The sequence below is a fragment of the Streptomyces sp. NPDC001410 genome, from assembly GCF_042895235.1.
Classification (GTDB): Bacteria; Actinomycetota; Actinomycetes; order Streptomycetales; family Streptomycetaceae; genus Streptomyces.
The window spans coordinates 38,403-55,589 of sequence record NZ_JBIAWE010000008.1 but is presented as its reverse complement, the minus strand read 5'-3'; the positions used below and the strand labels follow the sequence as shown (position 1 = coordinate 55,589).

The following is a 17,187-nucleotide window of genomic DNA, read 5'->3' as shown; positions in this document are numbered from 1 at the left end:
GGTCGGCGCATGGCGAATATGCGCAAGGTGTTCCAGATCCGTGACGCGGGTCCAGTCGTGGGTGGTGTTGCTCCAGGAACCCCTTGATCCATCCATCCGACGAGTATGACGAGTATCAGGGGAAGCCCCCCATGTGCCCCCTACTCACGTGCACCTGAGTACTTGAACTCTGGGCGGTGACGGGGCGAGCCGGAACGCTGGGGCCATGACTGAAGGACAACCCAAGCCCGTTCTCCAACTGTTGTCGATTCCCGTGTTGGCCGGGGTGTCGCTGGCACTGTGGGCAGCCTGGCTCGGCTGGGACCAGCACCGTGACGTCCACCCTGACGGCTCGACGACCGGCCCGTACGAGGCGTGGCAGGTGATCGGGCTGGTGCTGACTCTGCTGGCGCCGGTCTGCTGGGCGGCAACTCGGCGCTACAGGGCAGGCGCTGTGCTCGGCACCTCCGCCGGCCTGACGGTTGCTGCCTATTACGACTGGTCGGACGATGCCAGCGGCCTCTTCGTGGTCGGCGTGGGGATGGTCATGATAGGGAGTTTCGTCGTGACCTCCGTTGTTTCCGCCGTGATCGCGGGACTGGCAGATGGACCACCCAGCCGTCTGCCCAGCCCTTAATCGCCTTTCGTGCCCTGCCCTGGATCCGATTCCGTTCGACCTGTTCCGTCGAGCCTGTGGCGGGACGGCGACTTCCGCAGGCTCTGGGTGGGCCAGACGGCCTCCCAACTGGGCGAACATGCAAGTCTGGTGGTTCTGCCGCTCTTCGCGGTCCTGACGCTCAACGCCGGTGCGGGCCAGTTGGGCGCCCTGCGCGCGGTGGGGCAGGCGCCGATACTGCTGCTGTCGCTCATCGCCGGCGCGTGGGTGGACAGGTGGCGCTCCCGCACGCTGATGGTGCTGGCGGACGCCGGTCGGGCACTGGCACTGGGCGCCGCCGCCGTGGCCGGCCTCCTCGGTGGGCTCGGCCTGCCGGCGCTGCTCGTGGTCGCCTTCGCCGTTGGGGCTCTGTCCGTGTGCTTCGACGTGGCGTACCAGGCGTCTTTGGTACGGCTGGTGACACGCGATCAGTTGGTGAGAGGCAACAGCGCGCTCGAGGGCAGTCGGTCCGCTGCGCAGATCGGCGGTCCCGCCCTCGGCGGTGTGTTGGTGTCTGTGCTGTCGGCGCCGATCGCTGCCGCCTCCAGCGCGGTGTTTTTCGCGCTGTCGTTCCTGTCGATCCGACGGATCCGCCGCCGCGAATCCGTCCCGGAGCGCTCGGAACGTCCTCCTCGGGTCTGGCGGCGGATCCATGAGGGCCTCCGCTTTGTCGCCGGCGACACCTCGCTACGCACTGTGTGCCTCGCGTCAGCCGCCTTCCAGTTCTTCTTCGCGGCCGTGATGACCGTCTATCTGCTGTTCCTGCCACGGAACCTGCACCTGTCGGGCACCGCGGTCGGGCTGGCACTCGCCGCGACGGGGCCGGGCGCGCTCCTGGGCTCGCTGCTGGCCGCCCGCCTACCCATCCGCTTCGGATATGGCGCTGTACTCGTGTCCGCGGCAGCACTCGGCGACGGCGTGTTCCTGTGCGTGCCTGCACTGCACGGCTCCTCTGCGGTGACGGTTCCCGCGCTCTTTACGGTCAACTTCGTCTTCGGGACCCTCAGCCAGCTGGTGAATGTCACGGTCATGGCCGTCCGGCAGACCGTTACCCCGGACGGGATGCAGGGCCGCGCGGCCGCGACGATCAACTTTGCCGGGATGGGGCTGACCCCGCTCGGCTCGCTGCTCGGCGGCTTTCTCGCGGAAGCATGGGGGACGCGCACCAGCCTGCTGACGACAGCCGCAGGCATGCTGCTGTCGCCCGCACTGATGGCCCTGTCCCCACTCGCCCGCCTGGGACGGACGCTTCCCGCCCCGCCGGAGACGCCGGTCCCGTCTGCGTGACGGCTTCTGTCGCGACGCGGACAAAAGAGGCTCAGTGCTCGCAGAGGGAGAATTCTCGTTCGTAGAGCTGCTCGTTGTGTTCGTCGACGAAGAACTTGCGTTCCTGCATGAGTTGTTCGCGGTAGTTCTTGGCCTGTTCAAGCGTCATGGTCGAGGTGTCGGACCATGGTTGTTGCGGTGGCACATCGGATGTCGAGACGATCCTTTCCGACGGGTCGACCAGGAAGAACGCGAGAATTTTGCGATGTCCCGGGCGGGTGGGGTCCGTGAGGCGGAATGAGCCGACGCGGTGTTGCAGGATGTTCGGGAACGCCAGGCAGCGGCCCGCTGGGGTCGATGCCGATCCCAGCATCTGGTTCAGTGCGTCTTCGTCCTCCAGGCCGTAGACGTCACGCAGACCGTTGTCGTCGTTCTGTTCGTAGTGCGGGTCGTCAAGTGCCGCCCGGAAACTCAGCCGGCTTTCGGTGATGTTCTCGCTGTCCCAGTAGTAGATGCCGGTCGAGACGATCCGCTCGTTTCGGGCGGGGTGAAGTCCGGGGCGTCCGGGATGACCGGGCGGCGGTTCTCCCACCAGTCGTCCTGGGCCACTTCCCATGCGCGGTAGGCCTCTGCGTAGGCCTCGTCATCACTGTAGGAGGATTTGTCCGGATACTCCGGCTCCGAGTCGTACCACCCGAAAGGATCGGCCTTGATCCGCAGGGGTCGAGGATGGCGTAGATCGGTGAGCACGTTCTCCAGCAGCGGGCGCAGACGCGCGAACAAGTCCGGTAGGACGGAGGCCAGTTCGCGATGTGTCTCGGGGTGGACATTGTTGACGTACGAACGGAAGGCGACATCGCCGTCGTCACTGACGTCGACGTCCGTGGGCAGCCACTGGAACTTCTCCGAGAATTCGTACCTCGAGTAGTGGTTCGTAGGGTTGTGCCAAGCCTGCTCGGGCGCGCCGCTCGCCTCTCTCACCAGGCAGAACAGTGAGGGATGCACCAGATCCAGTACCTGGCCGTCGGATCCGGGATGCCAGTCCTGCTCTCCTTCGGGGACCTCTTCCAGAACCCGAACCGCCTCGCGCAGCCGGGATCTGAGCTTGTCGTCGACCAGGGTGTCCGACTGCCACACCCCGTCGACGGCGGACACCTCGACGCCGGTTCGTCCGTCCCGCAGCGCGGCGTAATGCACGAGTTCGGCAAGCACGTAACGAACCTGCGCTTCGGTGAGGCCCTGGGCGACCGCTTCTTGCGTCCACCTGGCGACGATGTCGGCATCATTCATCTTGTCGAACCACCCCGGCTTCGCCCGGATGTGGGCGCTGCACTGCATCATCTGAAGTTCCCGCAGCGTTCGGGGCGTCGCGAACGATATGGAACGGGAAGCGTGAAAGGGCAGCGGGAAAGCAGACAGGTCAGTCAATTCTCTTGGTCCTCCCAGTCGGTGTGTGGTGGCTGGAAGGGTACTTCAGCGGACTGACACCGCAGCCGTCACCGGGGCGGGCGCCTCCGTCTGGTGTTACGACGTCGAGGTGATCTCTTTCAGATACCCACCCGGAGCGGCCAGTTCCGAGACCCTGGTGCTCGTCAGGAACTGTTCGCCGAGCCCTTCCTGGCCGAACCAGGGCCTGATGGGCCCGGCCTGGACCGTGAGCGGCTTGATGACGCGGTACAGGTGGTAGTTGAAGGGAGGGGTGTTCTCGGCGTACTTGTCCAGGTTGGTCGGCGGGAGGGCGCGCTTCGCGTACGGCGTGCCCTCCGGCGCGAGGAAGAAGCCGTTGCCGCTGCCGAAGAGGTCGACGCGGTCCCCCACCTGGAGGGTTTTCGGCGATTCGACCGGACGGCCGTCGCGGAGGACGAAGCCGTTGTTGTCCGGGTACCACCAGCCGGACTTGTTCTGCTGGTCGGTCTGCCAGTAGCAGCCGAGGAACCAGAACTGCGAAGTGTGGTCCTCCGGGTGGTAGCCCCGGAGCATCCGTCCGATGGCGCCGGTCGTCGTGAGGTAGCTGGGGCCGAGCCGCCAGTCGCCGTGGTAGTACTCCTGCAGACCCGTCGACGGTGCCGGGTTCGTGTTGGCCGTCCGATGGGTGGTCGGGCAGTCGTAGGAGCCGCCCCGGGAGTGGGCCTCCTGGGCCTGGACGGGGGCTGGTGCTGCTCCGATCAGGAGGAGCGACGACGCAAGTGCGCTCCAGAGGAGACGTCGCAGTGCGCGCATCCGAATCCCTTCTCTTCCGGTGTCGGTCGGCACCGGCACGCCGCAGTCAAAGCGCGCAGTACGAACGAAGGAGCGAGGTGGCACGGGCAGGTCGCCTGAGCGGCGCAACGCAACAACTCGGACGGCCGAGCGGTCGCATGGAGAAGCCACCAGCGGTCAGTCCATCAGCGCCTCGTGCACCATTCGCCGCAGCTCCGGGAACACCTTCAGCTTCTTCGGGCGTACCTGGGTCATGAACTGGACCGTCAGGTCGTGGGTCGGGTCGATCCAGAAGGCCGTGGTGGCCACGCCGGTCCAGCCGTAGGTGCCGAGGCCCTGGGGGGCCAGGGTGCGGGTCGGGTCGATGACGACGGAGACGTTGAAGCCGAAGCCGAGGCCGTCGTTGTTGCGTTCCTGGTGGGTGGGGGCGCCGAAGGTGCGCAGGTCGGTGTTGGTGGGGAGGTGGTTGCGGGTCATGAGGGCGACTGTGTCGGGGGACAGGAGGCGGGTGCCGTCCAGTTCGCCGCCCCGGCGGAGCATCTCCATGAAGCGGTGGAAGTCCTGGGCCGTGGCGACCATGCCGCCGCTGCCGGACAGGAAGCGGGGCCGGCCGCGCAGTGGCAGTCCCGGGATCGGTGTGATGCCGCCGTCCTCGGTCTCGCCGTACATCTCGGCCAGTCGATCGGCCTGTTCGGGGGTGATGTGGAAGCCGGCGTCGGTCATGCCGAGGGGGCGGAAGATGCGCTCGGCGAAGTAGTCGTCCAGGGGTTGTGAGGAGACCACCTCGATGATCCTGCCCAGCACGTTGGAGGCGATGGAGTAGTTCCACTGCGTGCCGGGTTCGAACTGCAGGGGCAGACGCGCGTACACCTGCATCGTCTCGGCCAGGTTCGCCCCCGGCGGTACCGACGACTCCAGGCCGGCCTCGCGGTAGAGGGCGTCCACGGGGTGCTTGTAGTAGAAGCCGAAGGTCAGGCCCGCCGTGTGGGTGAGCAGATGCCGGATGAGGATGGGGCCGGATGCGGGGCGTGTGCGTACTTCTGTGCCCGCACCGCTCTCGTACACCTGGGGATCGGCGAATTCCGGTAGGTAACGGTCGACCGGGTCGTCCAGGGACAGGCGGCCCTCTTCCACCAGTTGCAGCACCGCGACCGCTGTGACGGGCTTGGTCATGGAGTAGATGCGCCAGAGGGTGTCCGTCTCGACGGGCAGCCCGGCCGCGACGTTCCGGTGGCCGTACGTGGTGAGGTGGGCGACGTGGCCGCGGCGGGCCACGGCCAACAGGAAGCCGGGCAGGCGGCCTTCGTCGACGTGCTGGGCGAAGCGCCGGTCGAGCCGGTCGAGGGCTTTCACGTCCAGCCCGGCCTCGTCCGGGTCGACTTCCTGTCGCAGCTGTGCCATCGCTCTCCTCCGGTCGCGTCGTACGCGCGTGCGGGCAGGTATGTCCGCCGCGACGCACACCTCATCGTCGCGCAGGAACCCCGGAACGGACCTGTTCATCAGGGGTGTGTGTGATCGACGCGACCCCACGCCCCGGCAGCGCGCGTGCCGCCGGCACGGCGATCGCAGCCACTGCGGCGAGCGCGAGCAGCGCCGTCCGGGGGCCCGCGCCCATCAGCGCGGTGCCCGCGGCCACGCCGAGCACGGGCCCGATGTTGAGCGCGGTCTGCTGCAGGCCCCCCGCCACTCCGGCCACCGCCACCCGCGCCTGCCGTACGACCACATGGGTGGCCGCCACCATCACCGTGCCGAACCCCGCGCCCAGGAGTGCGAACGCGCAGCCTTGAGTGAGTGCACCGGTGGCCGCGGACAGGATCAGGATGCCGAGTGCGAGCAGTGTCATTGCCGTCGCTGTCGTTCGCCGTGCACCCAGCCTGCGCAGCAGCATCGGGCACAGGGGAGCGGACCCCACCATCAGCACCGCCAACGGCAGGCTGCGCAGGGCGCTTTGGAACGGGTCGAGGCCGAGCCGGCGCTGCAGCACGTAGGTCTCTACGAACAGGGTGCCGAAGAGTGAGGCCGATGCGGCGACGAGGAGGGTGAGGGCCGAGCCGACCGCGGGTGAGCGGATCACGTCAGGTGGGAGCAGAGGGCTTGTGGTGTGGCGTTCGTGCCGTATGAAGATGATGGCGGCGAACGCGGCAACCGCCAGTCCGGCGGCGATGGCCGCACCGGAGGTGGGCAGCGTGACCAGCGTCTGGACGAGACAGGCCAGGGTCACGGCGAGGAGCAGTGCCCCTGGTAGGTCCAACGGGGTGTGGGGAGTCGGCTCGTGGTCCGGGTCGGGCAGGACCAGGGCCGCCAGGCCCAGGCCTGCGGCCGGCAGCACGCTCAGGAAGAACACCGCCTGCCAGCCCAGCCCGTTCACCAGTGCCCCGCCCAGCAACGGCCCCGCTGCCGCCGCCAGGCCGATCGCGCTGGTGCGTATCGCGAGCGGCATCGCCAGCCGGTCCGGCGGGAAGGCGGCCCGCAGCATGCCGAGCGTGGCGGGCTGCAGCAGTGCCCCGAACACGCCCTGTGCCGCCCGCAGTCCGATCACCCAGCCGATCGAGGGCGCCAGTCCGACGCCCGCCGAGGCCGCGCCGAACCCCAGCATGCCGAGCGCGAACATCCGCCGCTGCCCGTAGCGGTCGCCGAGTCGGCCCGCGAACACCAGCAGGCTCGCCACCGCCACGAGGTACGCGGTGCTGGTCCACTGCACCTGCGCGTACGACGCGTGCAGCGCCCGTTGCAGGGAGGGCTGGGCGACGGTGAGGACCGTACCGTCGAGGGCGACGAGTACGGCGCCCGCCACACTGCTCACCAGGGTCAGCCGGCGGTTCACCGCCCGCCCTCCGGGCCCAGGTGGGCAAGGAGAGCCGCATCCAGCAGCGCGTTGAAGTCAGGTTCGTCCGTGGCGAGTTGGAGGCTGCCCCAGTGCCACAGCTGGGCGATGCCGTGCAGGTTTGCCCACAGGGCGCCTGCCGTGCGCCGGGCGTCCGCCTCGGGGCGGATCTGGCCGACGAGGTCCGCGAGGAGAGTGAACAGTGGCAGGCTGGTTTCGCGCAGGCCCAAGTGGCCGCTCTCCAATAGATCGTGACGGAACATCAGCTCGTACATGCCCGGGTTGTCCAGAGCGAACTCCAGGTAGACGCGAGCCAGTTCCCGCACCTGCGTGCGGGGGTCGCCGGCGCCGTCGAGCGTCGGGCGGACCCGGTCGCCCAGATCGGCGAACCCCCGACGGGCGATGGCGGACAGCAGTTCCAGATGGGTGGGGAAGTAGCGGCGTGGCGCCCCGTGCGAGACCCCCGCGCGGCGGGCGATCTCCCGAAGCGTCAGCGCCTGGACACCCTCGGCGGCGACCAGCTCCACGCCGACGTCGATGAGGCGGGTGCGCAGCCCCGTGTCGGATTCAGTCATAGACAGTGTCTACCAGATGGGCGTAGACAGTGTCTACTCGCGGATTCAGGTGGGGAATGCCCGTGCTCTCGGGCCAGTTGACCCTCATATGACTCAGGACCCGATGCAGGACGCCCTGCTCAAGCTGCTCTCCGAGACGCGAGGCGGAGTGCTGGTCACGCTCAAGAGCGACGGCCGGCCCCAGCTGTCGAACGTCAGCCACGCCTACTATCCCGACGAGCGGGTCATCCGGATCTCGATCACCGACGACCGCGCCAAGACCCGCAACCTCCGCCGCGACCCCCGTGCCTCCTACCACGTCACCAGCCAGGACCGCTGGGCGTACACGGTCGCCGAGGGCGCGGCCGACCTTTCGCCGGTCGCCGAAGACCCGTACGACGAGACCGTCGAGGAGCTGATCCGGCTCTACCGGGACGTCCTCGGCGAACACCCGGACTGGGACGACTACCGAGCCGCGATGGTCCGCGACCGTCGGCTGGTGCTGCGGCTGCCCGTCGAGCGGGCGTACGGCATCCCGAAGGGGAAGGACTGACCTAGGGCGCCTCGGCGGTCCGCGCCTCGATCGCCCGCAGTACCGCCACCATGTCCTCGTCGCCGTACCCCTGCGTCACCGTCTCCTCGAACAGGCTGTGGCAGACGTCGAGCAGGGGCGAGGCCAGGTGTGCCTTGCGGGCCGCCTCGGCGATGAGCCGGTTGTTCTTCAGGACGTCCAGGGCGGCCGCCTGCACCGCGAAGTCCCGCTCGCGCAGCTTGGGCGCCTTCATCCGGGAGACCCCGCTGGCCATGGGGCCCGCGTCCAGGACGTCCAGGAACAGTCGCCGGTCCAGACCCTGTCGTTCGGCGAAGTGGAAGGCCTCGGTCAGCCCGGCCACCAGGGTGATCAGGAAGAGGTTCACGGACAGCTTCATCAGCAGCGCGCCCGGTGCCGCGCCGCACGCGAAGGTCTCCCGGCACAGGGGTGCGAGCAGCGGTCGTACGACGTCCACGGCGGACCCCTCGCCGGCCAGCATCGCCACCAACTGCCCCTGCTCCGCCGGTACCCGGGAGCCTGAGACGGGGGCCTCGACGTACCGGCCGCCGGCCGCGCGGATGTCGGACTCCAGGGCGTGCGAGTACTCGGGGGAGGTCGTGCCCATGTGGACGACCACGCGTCCGGCGACCCGCGCGGCGAGGGCGGGGGTGCCGCGGCCGAGGACGGTGTCGACCGCCGCCTCGTCGGCGAGCATCAGCAGCACCACCTCGGCCCGCTCGAACACCTCGTCGGTGTCCGCCGCGACCTCGGCGCCGGCCGCGCGCAACGGCTCGGTGCGCTCCGGTGTCCGGTTCCACACCACGAGGGGTGTGCCGCAGGTCGCCAGGCGCAGCGCCATCGGCTGACCCATCACTCCGAGACCGATGAATCCGACCTTCACGGGGCCGCCCTTCCCTCCGCCAGCCCTACTATGACCGCTGTCATAGTAGCTAGTGTTATGACGCCGGTCATAGGGTGAAGGCCGTGGGCGAGGGCGATCGGAGGTCGGCCATGGCGGAGTCGCGGCACGGGCCGCGCGAGCGGATGGTGTTCAGCGCGGCACAGCTGATCCGGCGCGACGGGGTGGGCGCGACCGGCATGCGGGACGTCGCCGCCCACGCCGGGGCGCCGCGCGGTTCGCTCCAGCACTACTTCCCGGGCGGCAAGGAACAGCTGGTCAACGAGGCCGTGGGCTGGGCCGGGCGGTACGCCGGCAAGCGCGTCGCCCGCTTCCTCGCGGGCCTGGACGAGCCGACGCCGAGCGGCCTGTTCGCGGCGATGGCGACCCAGTGGACGGACGAGTACGAGACGGAAGGCTTCGCCGGCGGCTGCCCGGTCGCGGCTGCGACCGTGGACTGTGCCGCCGAGGGCACCTCCACGCGCGAGGCGGCCGCCGCGGCGTTCGCGACCTGGCGCGGCCCGGTCGCCGAGGCCCTGACCGGCATGGGCGTCCCCGCCGCCCGCGCCGACTCCCTCGCCACCCTGATGATCAGCACCCTGGAGGGCGCGATCCTGATGGCCCGGGCCGAGGAGGACGTACGCCCGCTGCAGGCCGTGGTCCGCGAACTCGGGCCGCTGCTCGACGCCGCGGTGGTCTCCTCCGGGTGACGCCCGGCGCGGAGGTGCTTGTTCCGCGCGGCCTCCCGCACTAGCCTCCGCGCGTGATCAATGGGGCACATGTGGTGATCTACAGCCGTGACGTCGAAGCGGACCGGGCCTTCCTGCGGGACGTCCTCGGATGGGCGTACGTGGACGCCGGCCACGGCTGGCTGATCTTCCAGGCGCCGCCCACGGAGGTGGCCTGTCATCCCACGGACGGCGACCCGTCGCACGAACTGATGCTGATGTGCGATGACCTAGACGCGACACGGGAGCAACTCGCCGAGAAGGGTGTGGAGTTCGCGGAGCCCGTCGAGGAGGCTCGGTGGGGCCGGCTCACGGCACTCCGGTTGCCGGGCGGCGGGCGACTCGGGCTGTACGAGCCGCGCCATCCGCGGCCGTAGGCCCGAGGTTGTAGGGGCGGCGGGCGCTCGGATCCGGAAGTGGTCAGGGCGGCTGTTGTCAGCCGTCAGCCGTCAGCCGTCAGCCGTCAGCCGTCAGCCGTCAGCCGACGGCGGACGGACTGCGGGGCCGGCCCTGTGAAGGCGGCGCAGGCCCGGCAGTCCGGCGCGTTGTGCGGTTGTCCCAGGGCGAAGCGGGGTCAGGCCGACACCGTCTCCGGGTGCGACTCGCTGCGGCCAGCCCGTTCGCCCAGGAGTTCCGTCGGGACCTTGTGGGTCTCGCGGGCGGAGAGGGCTGCGAGGGTCGGGGGGACGCACAGGGCCGCGGTGAACAGGGCGACCGCCTGCCAGTCGTCGCCGCCGGGGCCGGCGATCTCGGCGGCGAAGGTGACCGCGAAACCCGCCACCGCGAAGCCGATCTGGGTGCCGATCGCCATGCCGGACAGCCGGACCCGGGTCGCGAACATCTCGCCGTAGAAGGCGGGCCACACGCCGTTCGCGGCGCTGTAGACGAGACCGAAGGCGATGATCCCGAGGGTCAGGGTGAGGGGGTAGGAGCCGGTGGAGATCGCCCACAGGTAGCCGGCCATCGCCGCCGCGCTGCCCACTGCGCCGATCAGGTAGACGGGGCGGCGCCCGATCCGGTCGGACAGCGTCGCCCACAGCGGGATCGCGGCCAGCGCGACCAGGTTGGCCAGGGCGCCCACCCACAGCATCGACGTACGGGACATGCCGACCGCCTCGCTCGTGGCGTACGCCAGCGCCCACACCGTGAAGATCGTGCTGACCGAGGCGATCAGCGCGCCCGCGATCACCCGCAGCACATCCGCCCAGTGCTCCCGCATCAGCACCGCCAGCGGCAGCCGGACCACGCCCTCGGTCGCCGCCTGCCGGGAGAACGCCGGCGTCTCCTGGAGCCTGCGCCGGATGACGTAGCCGACTACGGCGACCGCCACGCTCAGCCAGAACGGCACCCGCCAGCCCCAGGACAGCAGTTGGTCCTCGGGGAGCTGGGCGACGGGGATGAAGACGAGGGTGGCGATGAGCTGGCCGCCCTGGGTGCCGCTGAGCGTGAAGCTCGTGAAGAACCCCCGTCGGTCCGGTGGCGCGTGCTCCAGGCTCATCGAGCTGGCGCTGGCCTGCTCACCGGCGGCCGATATGCCCTGCAGGACCCGGCACAGCACCAGCAGTACCGGAGCGAGGGTGCCGACCTGCGCCCGGGTCGGCAGGCAGCCGATCAGGAACGTCGACAGACCCATCAGGATCAGCGTGAACACCATGATCTTCTTGCGTCCGAGCCGGTCCCCGACGTGCCCGAGGAACAGCGCGCCGACGGGCCGGGCCGCATAGGCCACCCCGAACGTGGCCAGCGACAGCAGGGTCGCGGTGGCCGGGTCGGAGGCGTCGAAGAACACCTTCGGGAAGATCAGCGCGGCGGCGCTGCCGTAGATGAAGAAGTCGTAGTACTCGAGCGCGCTGCCGATCCACGCGGCGGTGGCGGCCTTCCGGGGCTGGCCGGGTGGGGCTTCGGCGACGGGCGCGGGGGTGGGGACGGACACGGCGGTGCTCCTTCGGGGGAACTCCACCCTACGGAGGGGCGGAGCGGGCGGCGGGGCGAAGGGCCGGATCTCGGCAGCTAATTAACCCACTGGATAGTTAGTTGTGGTGGGTGGGATGTTGCGCCCGCGTTTCCGCCGTGTCAAGAGGTCCTGCGTGAGCCGGTCGGTCCGCGTCGGTCTGCGTCGGCCTGCGTCGGTCCGCGTCAGTCGGTGGCTCGCTCCGCGGTGAGGTAGGCGATCACCATGTCGCCGAGCATGGTCCGGTAGTGCTCGCGCTGCGCCGGGTCCACCAGGTCGCGGCCGAACAGGGCGCCGAAGGTGTGCCGGTTGGCGACCCGGAAGAAGCAGAACGAGCTGATCATCGCGTGCAGGTCGACGGCGTCGACATCGGCCGTGAACAGCCCGGACTCCTGCCCGGCGGCCAGGATCCGGCGGATCACGTCCAGCGCCGGCGAACCCATCCGCCCGAGCTTCTCGGAGGCCGCGATGTGCTCGGCGCCGTGGATGTTCTCGATGCTGACCAGCCGGATGAAGTCCGGGTGCTGTTCGTGGTGGTCGAAGGTCACCTCGGCCAGGCGCCGGATCGCCGCGACCGGGTCCAGGTGCTCGACGTCCAGCCGCTGCTCCGCCTCGCGGATCACGCCGTACGCCCGCTCCAGCACGGCCGTGAACAGCTGCTCCTTGCCGCCGAAGTAGTAGTAGATCATCCGCTTGGTGGTGCGGGTGCGGGCCGCGATCTCGTCCACCCGGGCGCCGTCGTAGCCGGCCCGCGCGAACTCCTGTGTGGCCACGTCGAGGATCTCGGCCTTGGTGCGGACGGCGTCACGCGTCCGCCCGCCGGGGTGTACCGGTTCTTCGACGCTGGTCATCGGGTTCCTTCGGGCATGGGGTCAGTGCCGGTGATTGTAGAAGCAGGGCCCGGAACAGGACCCGCCGGACCGGTCCGGCCTTTCCCGGAGCAGGTGCAGGCTGATATAGCTAACGTACTAGTTCGTACATTAGTGAGTCGCACCAGGAGGTCCCCGTGGCCAAGGACGCGTATCTCGTCGGGCTGATCGGTTCCGGCATCGGCCCGTCGCTCAGTCCCGCACTGCACGAACGCGAGGCCGACCGCCAAGGGCTGCGCTACCTCTACCGGCTCATCGACATCGATGCGCTCGGCGTGCCGCCCGAGGCCGTGGGGGATCTCGTCCGGGCGGCCCGTGACCTGGGCTTCGACGGGCTCAACATCACCCACCCGTGCAAGCAGCTCGTCATCGAGCACCTCGACGCGCTCGCCCCGCAGGCCGAGGCGCTCGGCGCGGTCAACACGGTCGTCTTCGAGCCGGACGGGCGCGCGGTCGGGCACAACACGGACGTCACGGGCTTCGCCGCGTCCTTCGCGCGCGGTCTGCCCGACGCGCCCCTGCGGGAGATCGTGCAGCTCGGCGCCGGGGGAGCGGGCGCGGCCGTCGCCCACGCCACGCTCACCCTCGGTGCCGAGCGGGTCACGGTCGTCGACGCGCTGCCGGAGCGCGCCGCCGCCCTCGCCACATCCCTGAACCGGCACTTCGGCGCCGGCCGGGCGGCTTCCACGACCCCGGAGCGCCTCGCGGACCTGCTGTCCCGCGCCGACGGCCTCGGCGGCCTTGTTCACGCGACCCCCACCGGCATGGCCGCCCACCCCGGCCTGCCCCTGCCCGCGGACCTCCTGCACCCCGGGCTGTGGGTCGCCGAGGTCGTCTACCGCCCCCTGGAGACCGAACTGCTGCGCACGGCGCGGGCGGCAGGCTGCGCCGTGCTGGACGGGGGCGGGATGGCGGTCTTCCAAGCCGCGGACGCCTTCCGCCTGTTCACGGGCCGCGAGCCCGACACGGTCCGCATGCTGGCGGACATCACGGCGCTGGCCGGAGCGGAGCACTCCGCGGGGCAGGCGGTGTGACGCGGGGCTGTGGCCGGCACCGGCATGCGCGTCGGGCAGCCCCCGTACGCCCCTGAGCCGACGGACAGGCCGCGTTCGCACCCCGTGAGGGCGCCCCAGGCAGCGGCTCGCCCCCGGTGAGAGCCCGCCGAGCAGCAGGTGTGCCCGCGGTGAGACCTCGGTGAGACCCGGCCCCGTCTCGGTCACCGCCCCGCAGGCCCGGCCGATACTCACCACGGTCCGGGGCGTTCCCAGCGTCCCGGACCGTGACATCCCCGGGATGCCTGGAAGGCCGTTCATGCCGAGCCGCGCCAGCAAGCCACTCCTCGTCCGCCACGCCCCACCGCTCCACGCCACATCGCCCCACGCCACACCGCCCATACCCACCACGGCCGTACGCACCGGCGCCGACCGCTACGAGCGCCCCGTGCTCGCGGCCCTCGCCACGCTCTCGGCCGTGCTGTGTCTGTGGGGCCTGGGCAACAGCGCCTACCACCCCTTCTACGCGGCCGCCGTACGCAGCATGACCGACAACCCGGCCGCCTTCTTCTACGGCTCCTTCGACCCGGCGAACTCCATCACCCTGGACAAGCTGCCCGGCTTCCTGTGGCCGCAGGCCCTCTCCGCGCTCGTGTTCGGCTTCCACCCGTGGGCGCTGGTGCTGCCGCAGGCGCTGGAGACGGTGGCCTGTGTGCTGCTGCTCCATGTCCTGGTGCGCCGCTGGGCCGGGGTGCCGGCCGGGCTGCTCGCCGCCGCGTTCCTCGCGCTGACCCCGGTGACCGTGGGCCTGGGCCGCTCGGTCACCGAGGACGCGCCGTTCGTGCTGCTTCTGCTGCTGGCCGCCGAGGCCACCTGGCGGGCCACCGCGCACGCCCGGCCGCGCACCCTGCTGCTCGCCGCGTTCTGGGTGGGGCTCGCCTTCCAGTGCAAGATGCTGGAGGCGTGGGCGGTGCTGCCCGCGCTCGCCGTGACCTACGCCGTCGCCGCCCCCACCACGCGCCGCCGCCGCGTCGGCCATCTCGCCCTGGCCGCAGCGGTCATGGTCGTGGTGTCGCTGTCGTGGATGCTGGTGGCCGCGTTCACCCCGTCCGGGGCCCGCCCGTACCTCGACGGCACCACCGATGACTCGCCGTTCGGGATGGTCGTCGGCTACAACTTCCTGACGCGCTTTCGCGCCGTCTGCGTCGACGCGGCCGGCACCGGCAGCATCGTCGCGAGCCGGGCGGCCCACGCCGGCCACCGGTTGCCGCCCGGCTTGGGCGACGGCGTCTGGAAGATGTTCGGGCCGGGGCTGGCGACCCAGACGGGCTGGCTGTACCCGCTTGCCGCGTTCGGTCTCGTCGGTGGGGTGCTGGCGCTGCGCCGGTGGGGCCTTCCGCGCACCGATCCGGTGCTCGCCGGGTACCTGCTGTGGGGCGTGTGGCTGGCGACTTTCTTCCTGGTGTTCAGCTTCGGCAGCGTGACCGGCCACACCTACTACATGGGCGTGGTCGCGGTGGCCGTGTGCGCGCTCGCCGCGGTCGGGGTCGTGCGGGCGCGGCGCAGTCGTGTGCTGCCGGTGGTGCTGTTGGCCAATGTCTTCTGGTGTGCGGCCCTGACGCTGTGGTACCCGCGGTTCTTCGTCTGGTCGGCGGCGTACGCCGTGGCCCTGGGCCTGCTCGCGCTGCTCCTGGCCGGCGCGCGCCGGCCGGCCGCACTCGCCGTCGGTGTCTGTGCCGTCCTGCTGATCCCCGCCGTCTGGTCGGCCTCCGCGCTGTCCCTGCGCTACAACCAGCCCGGCGGCTTCGGCCGGGTCGGCCCCACCAGCACCCGTACCGGTTCCGCGCTGTCCAGGCTCGGCCCCGAACGGCAGCGGCTCCTCGCCTACCTGACCGCGCACCGCGACGGCGCCCGCTACCTGGCCGCCGTTCCCCGCTGGCAGGCCGCCGCCCCCTACGTCATCGGCGCCGACGCGCCCGTGCTGCCGATGGGCGGCTTCACCGGCCGTGTCCCGTACCCGGCACCGGCGGCCTTCCACCGCCTGATCGGCTCCGGGCGGCTGCGCTACGTCGTCCCGTCGCGCGCCGACCTGCTCCCCGGCACCCGCACCGCACGCATCCCGGCCGGGACCCTGGTGCGATGGACCCCCGCCCACTGCCGGCTCGTCCCGGCCGCCGCCTACGACCCCGGCGACCGGACCCGGCTGCTGTACGACTGCGGCCCAGGTCACTCGGGGTGACCCGGGCCGCGGAAAGGGCCGCTACGGGCGTCGGTTCCACTCGGCGACGACCGGCCGCCCGTGCTCCGTGGAGAGCCGGCTGAGCGTGCCGGTCGCCAGCTGGAACAGCCGGCCCTCGGCGGGCGGCAGACCCAGCCGGCGGGCGGTGAGCACCCGCAGGAAGTGGGCGTGCGCCACCAGGATCACGTCACCGGTGTCCGTGGCGAGCGCCTTGTCCACCTGGGCCAGCACCCGGTCGGCGCGCGCCCCGATCTGCTCGGGCGACTCGCCGGGGTGCCCGTCGAGGACGGGCGGTACGCCGTCGGTCCACAGGTCCCAGTCGGGGCGGGTGCGGTGGATGTCGGCCGTGGTGACGCCCTCGTAGCCGCCGTAGTCCCACTCGTGGAGATCCGGGTCGGGTACGGCCCCGGACAGGCCGGCCAGTTCGGCGGTGCGTATCGCGCGGCCCAGCGGGCTGGTCAGCGCGAGGGTGTAGGTCCGTTCGGTGAGGAGCGGGGCGAGGGACTTGGCCTGTTCCTCACCGTGCGTGGTGAGGGGCAGGTCGGTCCAGCTGGTGTGCTGTCCCGACACGCTCCACTCCGTCTCGCCGTGGCGGACCAGCAGGAGGTCCCCCACGGCCGCTCAGCCCTTGGTCTCTACGGCGTGGCCGCCGAACTGGTTGCGCAGCGCGGCGATCATCTTCATCTGCGGGGAGTCGTCCTGCCGGGAGGCGAACCGGGCGAACAGCGACGCGGTGATCGCGGGCAGCGGCACCGCGTTGTCGATGGCGGCCTCGACCGTCCAGCGGCCCTCGCCGGAGTCCTCCGCGAACCCGCGCAGCTTCTCCAGGTGCTCGTCCTCGTCCAGGGCGTTGACCGCGAGGTCGAGCAGCCAGGAACGGATGACGGTGCCCTCCTGCCAGGAGCGGAAGACCTCGCGGACGTTCTCCACCGAGTGGACCTTCTCCAGCAGCTCCCAGCCCTCGGCGTAGGCCTGCATCATGGCGTACTCGATGCCGTTGTGGACCATCTTCGAGAAGTGCCCGGCGCCGACCCGGCCGGCGTGGACGTAGCCGTAGGGGCCCTCCGGCTTGAGCGCCTCGAAGATGGGCTTCAGGCGCTCCACGTGCTCCTTGTCGCCGCCGACCATGAGCGCGTAGCCGTTCTGCAGGCCCCAGACGCCGCCGGAGACGCCCGCGTCGACGAAGCCGATGCCCCTGATGCCGAGTTCGGCGGCGTGCTTCTCGTCGTCCGTCCAGCGGGAGTTGCCGCCGTCCACGACCACGTCGCCCGGGGAGAGAAGGTCCTTGAGTTCGTCGATGACCGTCTGGGTGGCGGTGCCCGCCGGGACCATCACCCAGATGGTGCGCGGCGCGTCGAGCTTCTGGACCAGTTCCTCGAGGCTCTTGACGTCGGAGACCTCCGGGTTGCGGTCGTAGCCGATGACGGTGTGGCCGGCGCGGCGGATCCGCTCGCGCATGTTGCCGCCCATCTTGCCGAGACCGATGAGACCGAGCTGCATG

At 70.6% G+C, this 17,187-nt stretch carries 16 protein-coding genes and 1 pseudogene; 7 read left to right on the top strand and 10 right to left on the bottom strand.

Annotated features, from left to right (window positions below; all coding sequences use genetic code 11):
- Positions 1-205: 205 nt before the first annotated feature.
- Both ACFY3C_RS18600 and ACFY3C_RS18595 read left to right on the top strand, forming a co-directional pair.
- Positions 206-616 (top strand): hypothetical protein, encoded by a 411-nt coding sequence (locus ACFY3C_RS18600; RefSeq protein ID WP_390771494.1) that lies wholly within the window; start codon positions 206-208, stop codon positions 614-616.
- A gap of 54 nt (positions 617-670) precedes the next feature.
- The gene (locus tag ACFY3C_RS18595) at positions 671-1,921 is read left to right on the top strand and encodes an MFS transporter (protein WP_390771743.1); all 1,251 of its coding nucleotides are present in this window, start codon (positions 671-673) and stop codon (positions 1,919-1,921) included.
- A gap of 31 nt (positions 1,922-1,952) precedes the next feature.
- Here the strand turns inward: ACFY3C_RS18595 and ACFY3C_RS18590 are convergent.
- From ACFY3C_RS18590 to ACFY3C_RS18570, 5 genes and pseudogenes are all read right to left on the bottom strand, one after another.
- A pseudogene (locus ACFY3C_RS18590) lies at positions 1,953-3,328 on the bottom strand (DUF4246 domain-containing protein).
- 96 nt (positions 3,329-3,424) lie between these two features.
- Positions 3,425-4,120 carry a TNT domain-containing protein gene (locus ACFY3C_RS18585; protein WP_386575963.1) on the bottom strand — a complete coding sequence of 232 codons (696 nt, stop codon included), beginning with the start codon at positions 4,118-4,120 and terminating at the stop codon, positions 3,425-3,427.
- A gap of 156 nt (positions 4,121-4,276) precedes the next feature.
- Positions 4,277-5,500 carry a serine hydrolase domain-containing protein gene (locus ACFY3C_RS18580; RefSeq protein ID WP_390771493.1) on the bottom strand — a complete coding sequence of 408 codons (1,224 nt, stop codon included), beginning with the start codon at positions 5,498-5,500 and terminating at the stop codon, positions 4,277-4,279.
- Between the two features lie 61 nt (positions 5,501-5,561).
- Positions 5,562-6,923, bottom strand: coding sequence for an MFS transporter (locus ACFY3C_RS18575; RefSeq protein ID WP_390771492.1), 1,362 nt, complete (start codon positions 6,921-6,923; stop codon positions 5,562-5,564).
- A complete protein-coding gene (locus tag ACFY3C_RS18570; RefSeq protein WP_390771491.1) occupies positions 6,920-7,498 on the bottom strand; it encodes a TetR/AcrR family transcriptional regulator in 579 nt (192 codons plus the stop codon). Before ACFY3C_RS18570 ends, ACFY3C_RS18575 begins: the two co-directional genes overlap by 4 nt.
- 88 nt (positions 7,499-7,586) lie before the next feature.
- On the opposite strand from ACFY3C_RS18570, the gene ACFY3C_RS18565 reads away from it, so the two are divergent.
- On the top strand, positions 7,587-8,030 hold the full coding sequence (locus tag ACFY3C_RS18565; protein WP_390771490.1) for a PPOX class F420-dependent oxidoreductase: 444 nt from the start codon (positions 7,587-7,589) through the stop codon (positions 8,028-8,030).
- A gap of 1 nt (position 8,031) precedes the next feature.
- Here the strand turns inward: ACFY3C_RS18565 and ACFY3C_RS18560 are convergent, their stop codons facing one another.
- Positions 8,032-8,910 carry an NAD(P)-dependent oxidoreductase gene (locus ACFY3C_RS18560; RefSeq protein ID WP_390771489.1) on the bottom strand — a complete coding sequence of 293 codons (879 nt, stop codon included), beginning with the start codon at positions 8,908-8,910 and terminating at the stop codon, positions 8,032-8,034.
- Between the two features lie 110 nt (positions 8,911-9,020).
- Between ACFY3C_RS18560 and ACFY3C_RS18555 the strand changes: the two genes are divergently transcribed.
- Together ACFY3C_RS18555 and ACFY3C_RS18550 are read left to right on the top strand one after the other, a co-directional pair.
- Entirely contained in the window at positions 9,021-9,617 is a 597-nt protein-coding gene (locus ACFY3C_RS18555; RefSeq protein ID WP_386581382.1) for a TetR/AcrR family transcriptional regulator, read from the top strand.
- Between the two features lie 53 nt (positions 9,618-9,670).
- Positions 9,671-10,012 (top strand): VOC family protein, encoded by a 342-nt coding sequence (locus ACFY3C_RS18550; RefSeq protein ID WP_390771488.1) that lies wholly within the window; start codon positions 9,671-9,673, stop codon positions 10,010-10,012.
- A gap of 197 nt (positions 10,013-10,209) precedes the next feature.
- Here the strand turns inward: ACFY3C_RS18550 and ACFY3C_RS18545 are convergent, their stop codons facing one another.
- Both ACFY3C_RS18545 and ACFY3C_RS18540 read right to left on the bottom strand, forming a co-directional pair.
- Positions 10,210-11,568: an MFS transporter gene (locus ACFY3C_RS18545; RefSeq protein ID WP_390771487.1), complete on the bottom strand. Its 1,359-nt coding sequence runs from the start codon at positions 11,566-11,568 to the stop codon at positions 10,210-10,212.
- Positions 11,569-11,771: 203 nt separating this feature from the next.
- Positions 11,772-12,437: a TetR family transcriptional regulator gene (locus ACFY3C_RS18540; RefSeq protein WP_386581387.1), complete on the bottom strand. Its 666-nt coding sequence runs from the start codon at positions 12,435-12,437 to the stop codon at positions 11,772-11,774.
- Positions 12,438-12,592: 155 nt separating this feature from the next.
- Between ACFY3C_RS18540 and ACFY3C_RS18535 the strand changes: the two genes are divergently transcribed.
- A complete protein-coding gene (locus ACFY3C_RS18535) occupies positions 12,593-13,489 on the top strand; it encodes a shikimate dehydrogenase (protein ID WP_390771486.1) in 897 nt (298 codons plus the stop codon).
- A gap of 277 nt (positions 13,490-13,766) precedes the next feature.
- Entirely contained in the window at positions 13,767-15,686 is a 1,920-nt protein-coding gene (locus ACFY3C_RS18530) for an ArnT family glycosyltransferase (protein WP_390771485.1), read from the top strand.
- A 21-nt stretch (positions 15,687-15,707) separates the two neighbouring features.
- Here ACFY3C_RS18530 and ACFY3C_RS18525 read toward each other — a convergent pair whose 3' ends face one another.
- Together ACFY3C_RS18525 and gnd are read right to left on the bottom strand one after the other, a co-directional pair.
- A complete protein-coding gene (locus tag ACFY3C_RS18525; RefSeq protein ID WP_390771484.1) occupies positions 15,708-16,301 on the bottom strand; it encodes a histidine phosphatase family protein in 594 nt (197 codons plus the stop codon).
- A 6-nt stretch (positions 16,302-16,307) separates the two neighbouring features.
- Positions 16,308-17,186, bottom strand: coding sequence for a phosphogluconate dehydrogenase (NAD(+)-dependent, decarboxylating) (gene gnd / locus ACFY3C_RS18520; RefSeq protein ID WP_386581394.1), 879 nt, complete (start codon positions 17,184-17,186; stop codon positions 16,308-16,310).
- Between the last annotated feature and the right edge of the window lies 1 nt (position 17,187).

Excerpts from the sequence above, each read along its gene's own strand:
- ACFY3C_RS18600 (WP_390771494.1), top strand. The coding sequence starts at position 206 with ATGACTGAAGGACAACCCAAGCCCGTTCTCCAACTGTTGTCGATTCCC.
- ACFY3C_RS18585 (WP_386575963.1), bottom strand. The coding sequence starts at position 4,120 with ATGCGCGCACTGCGACGTCTCCTCTGGAGCGCACTTGCGTCGTCGCTC.
- ACFY3C_RS18580 (WP_390771493.1), bottom strand. The coding sequence starts at position 5,500 with ATGGCACAGCTGCGACAGGAAGTCGACCCGGACGAGGCCGGGCTGGAC.
- ACFY3C_RS18570 (WP_390771491.1), bottom strand. The coding sequence starts at position 7,498 with ATGACTGAATCCGACACGGGGCTGCGCACCCGCCTCATCGACGTCGGC.
- ACFY3C_RS18565 (WP_390771490.1), top strand. The coding sequence starts at position 7,587 with ATGACTCAGGACCCGATGCAGGACGCCCTGCTCAAGCTGCTCTCCGAG.
- ACFY3C_RS18555 (WP_386581382.1), top strand. The coding sequence starts at position 9,021 with ATGGCGGAGTCGCGGCACGGGCCGCGCGAGCGGATGGTGTTCAGCGCG.
- ACFY3C_RS18540 (WP_386581387.1), bottom strand. The coding sequence starts at position 12,437 with ATGACCAGCGTCGAAGAACCGGTACACCCCGGCGGGCGGACGCGTGAC.
- ACFY3C_RS18530 (WP_390771485.1), top strand. The coding sequence starts at position 13,767 with ATGCCGAGCCGCGCCAGCAAGCCACTCCTCGTCCGCCACGCCCCACCG.
- gnd (WP_386581394.1), bottom strand. The coding sequence starts at position 17,186 with ATGCAGCTCGGTCTCATCGGTCTCGGCAAGATGGGCGGCAACATGCGC.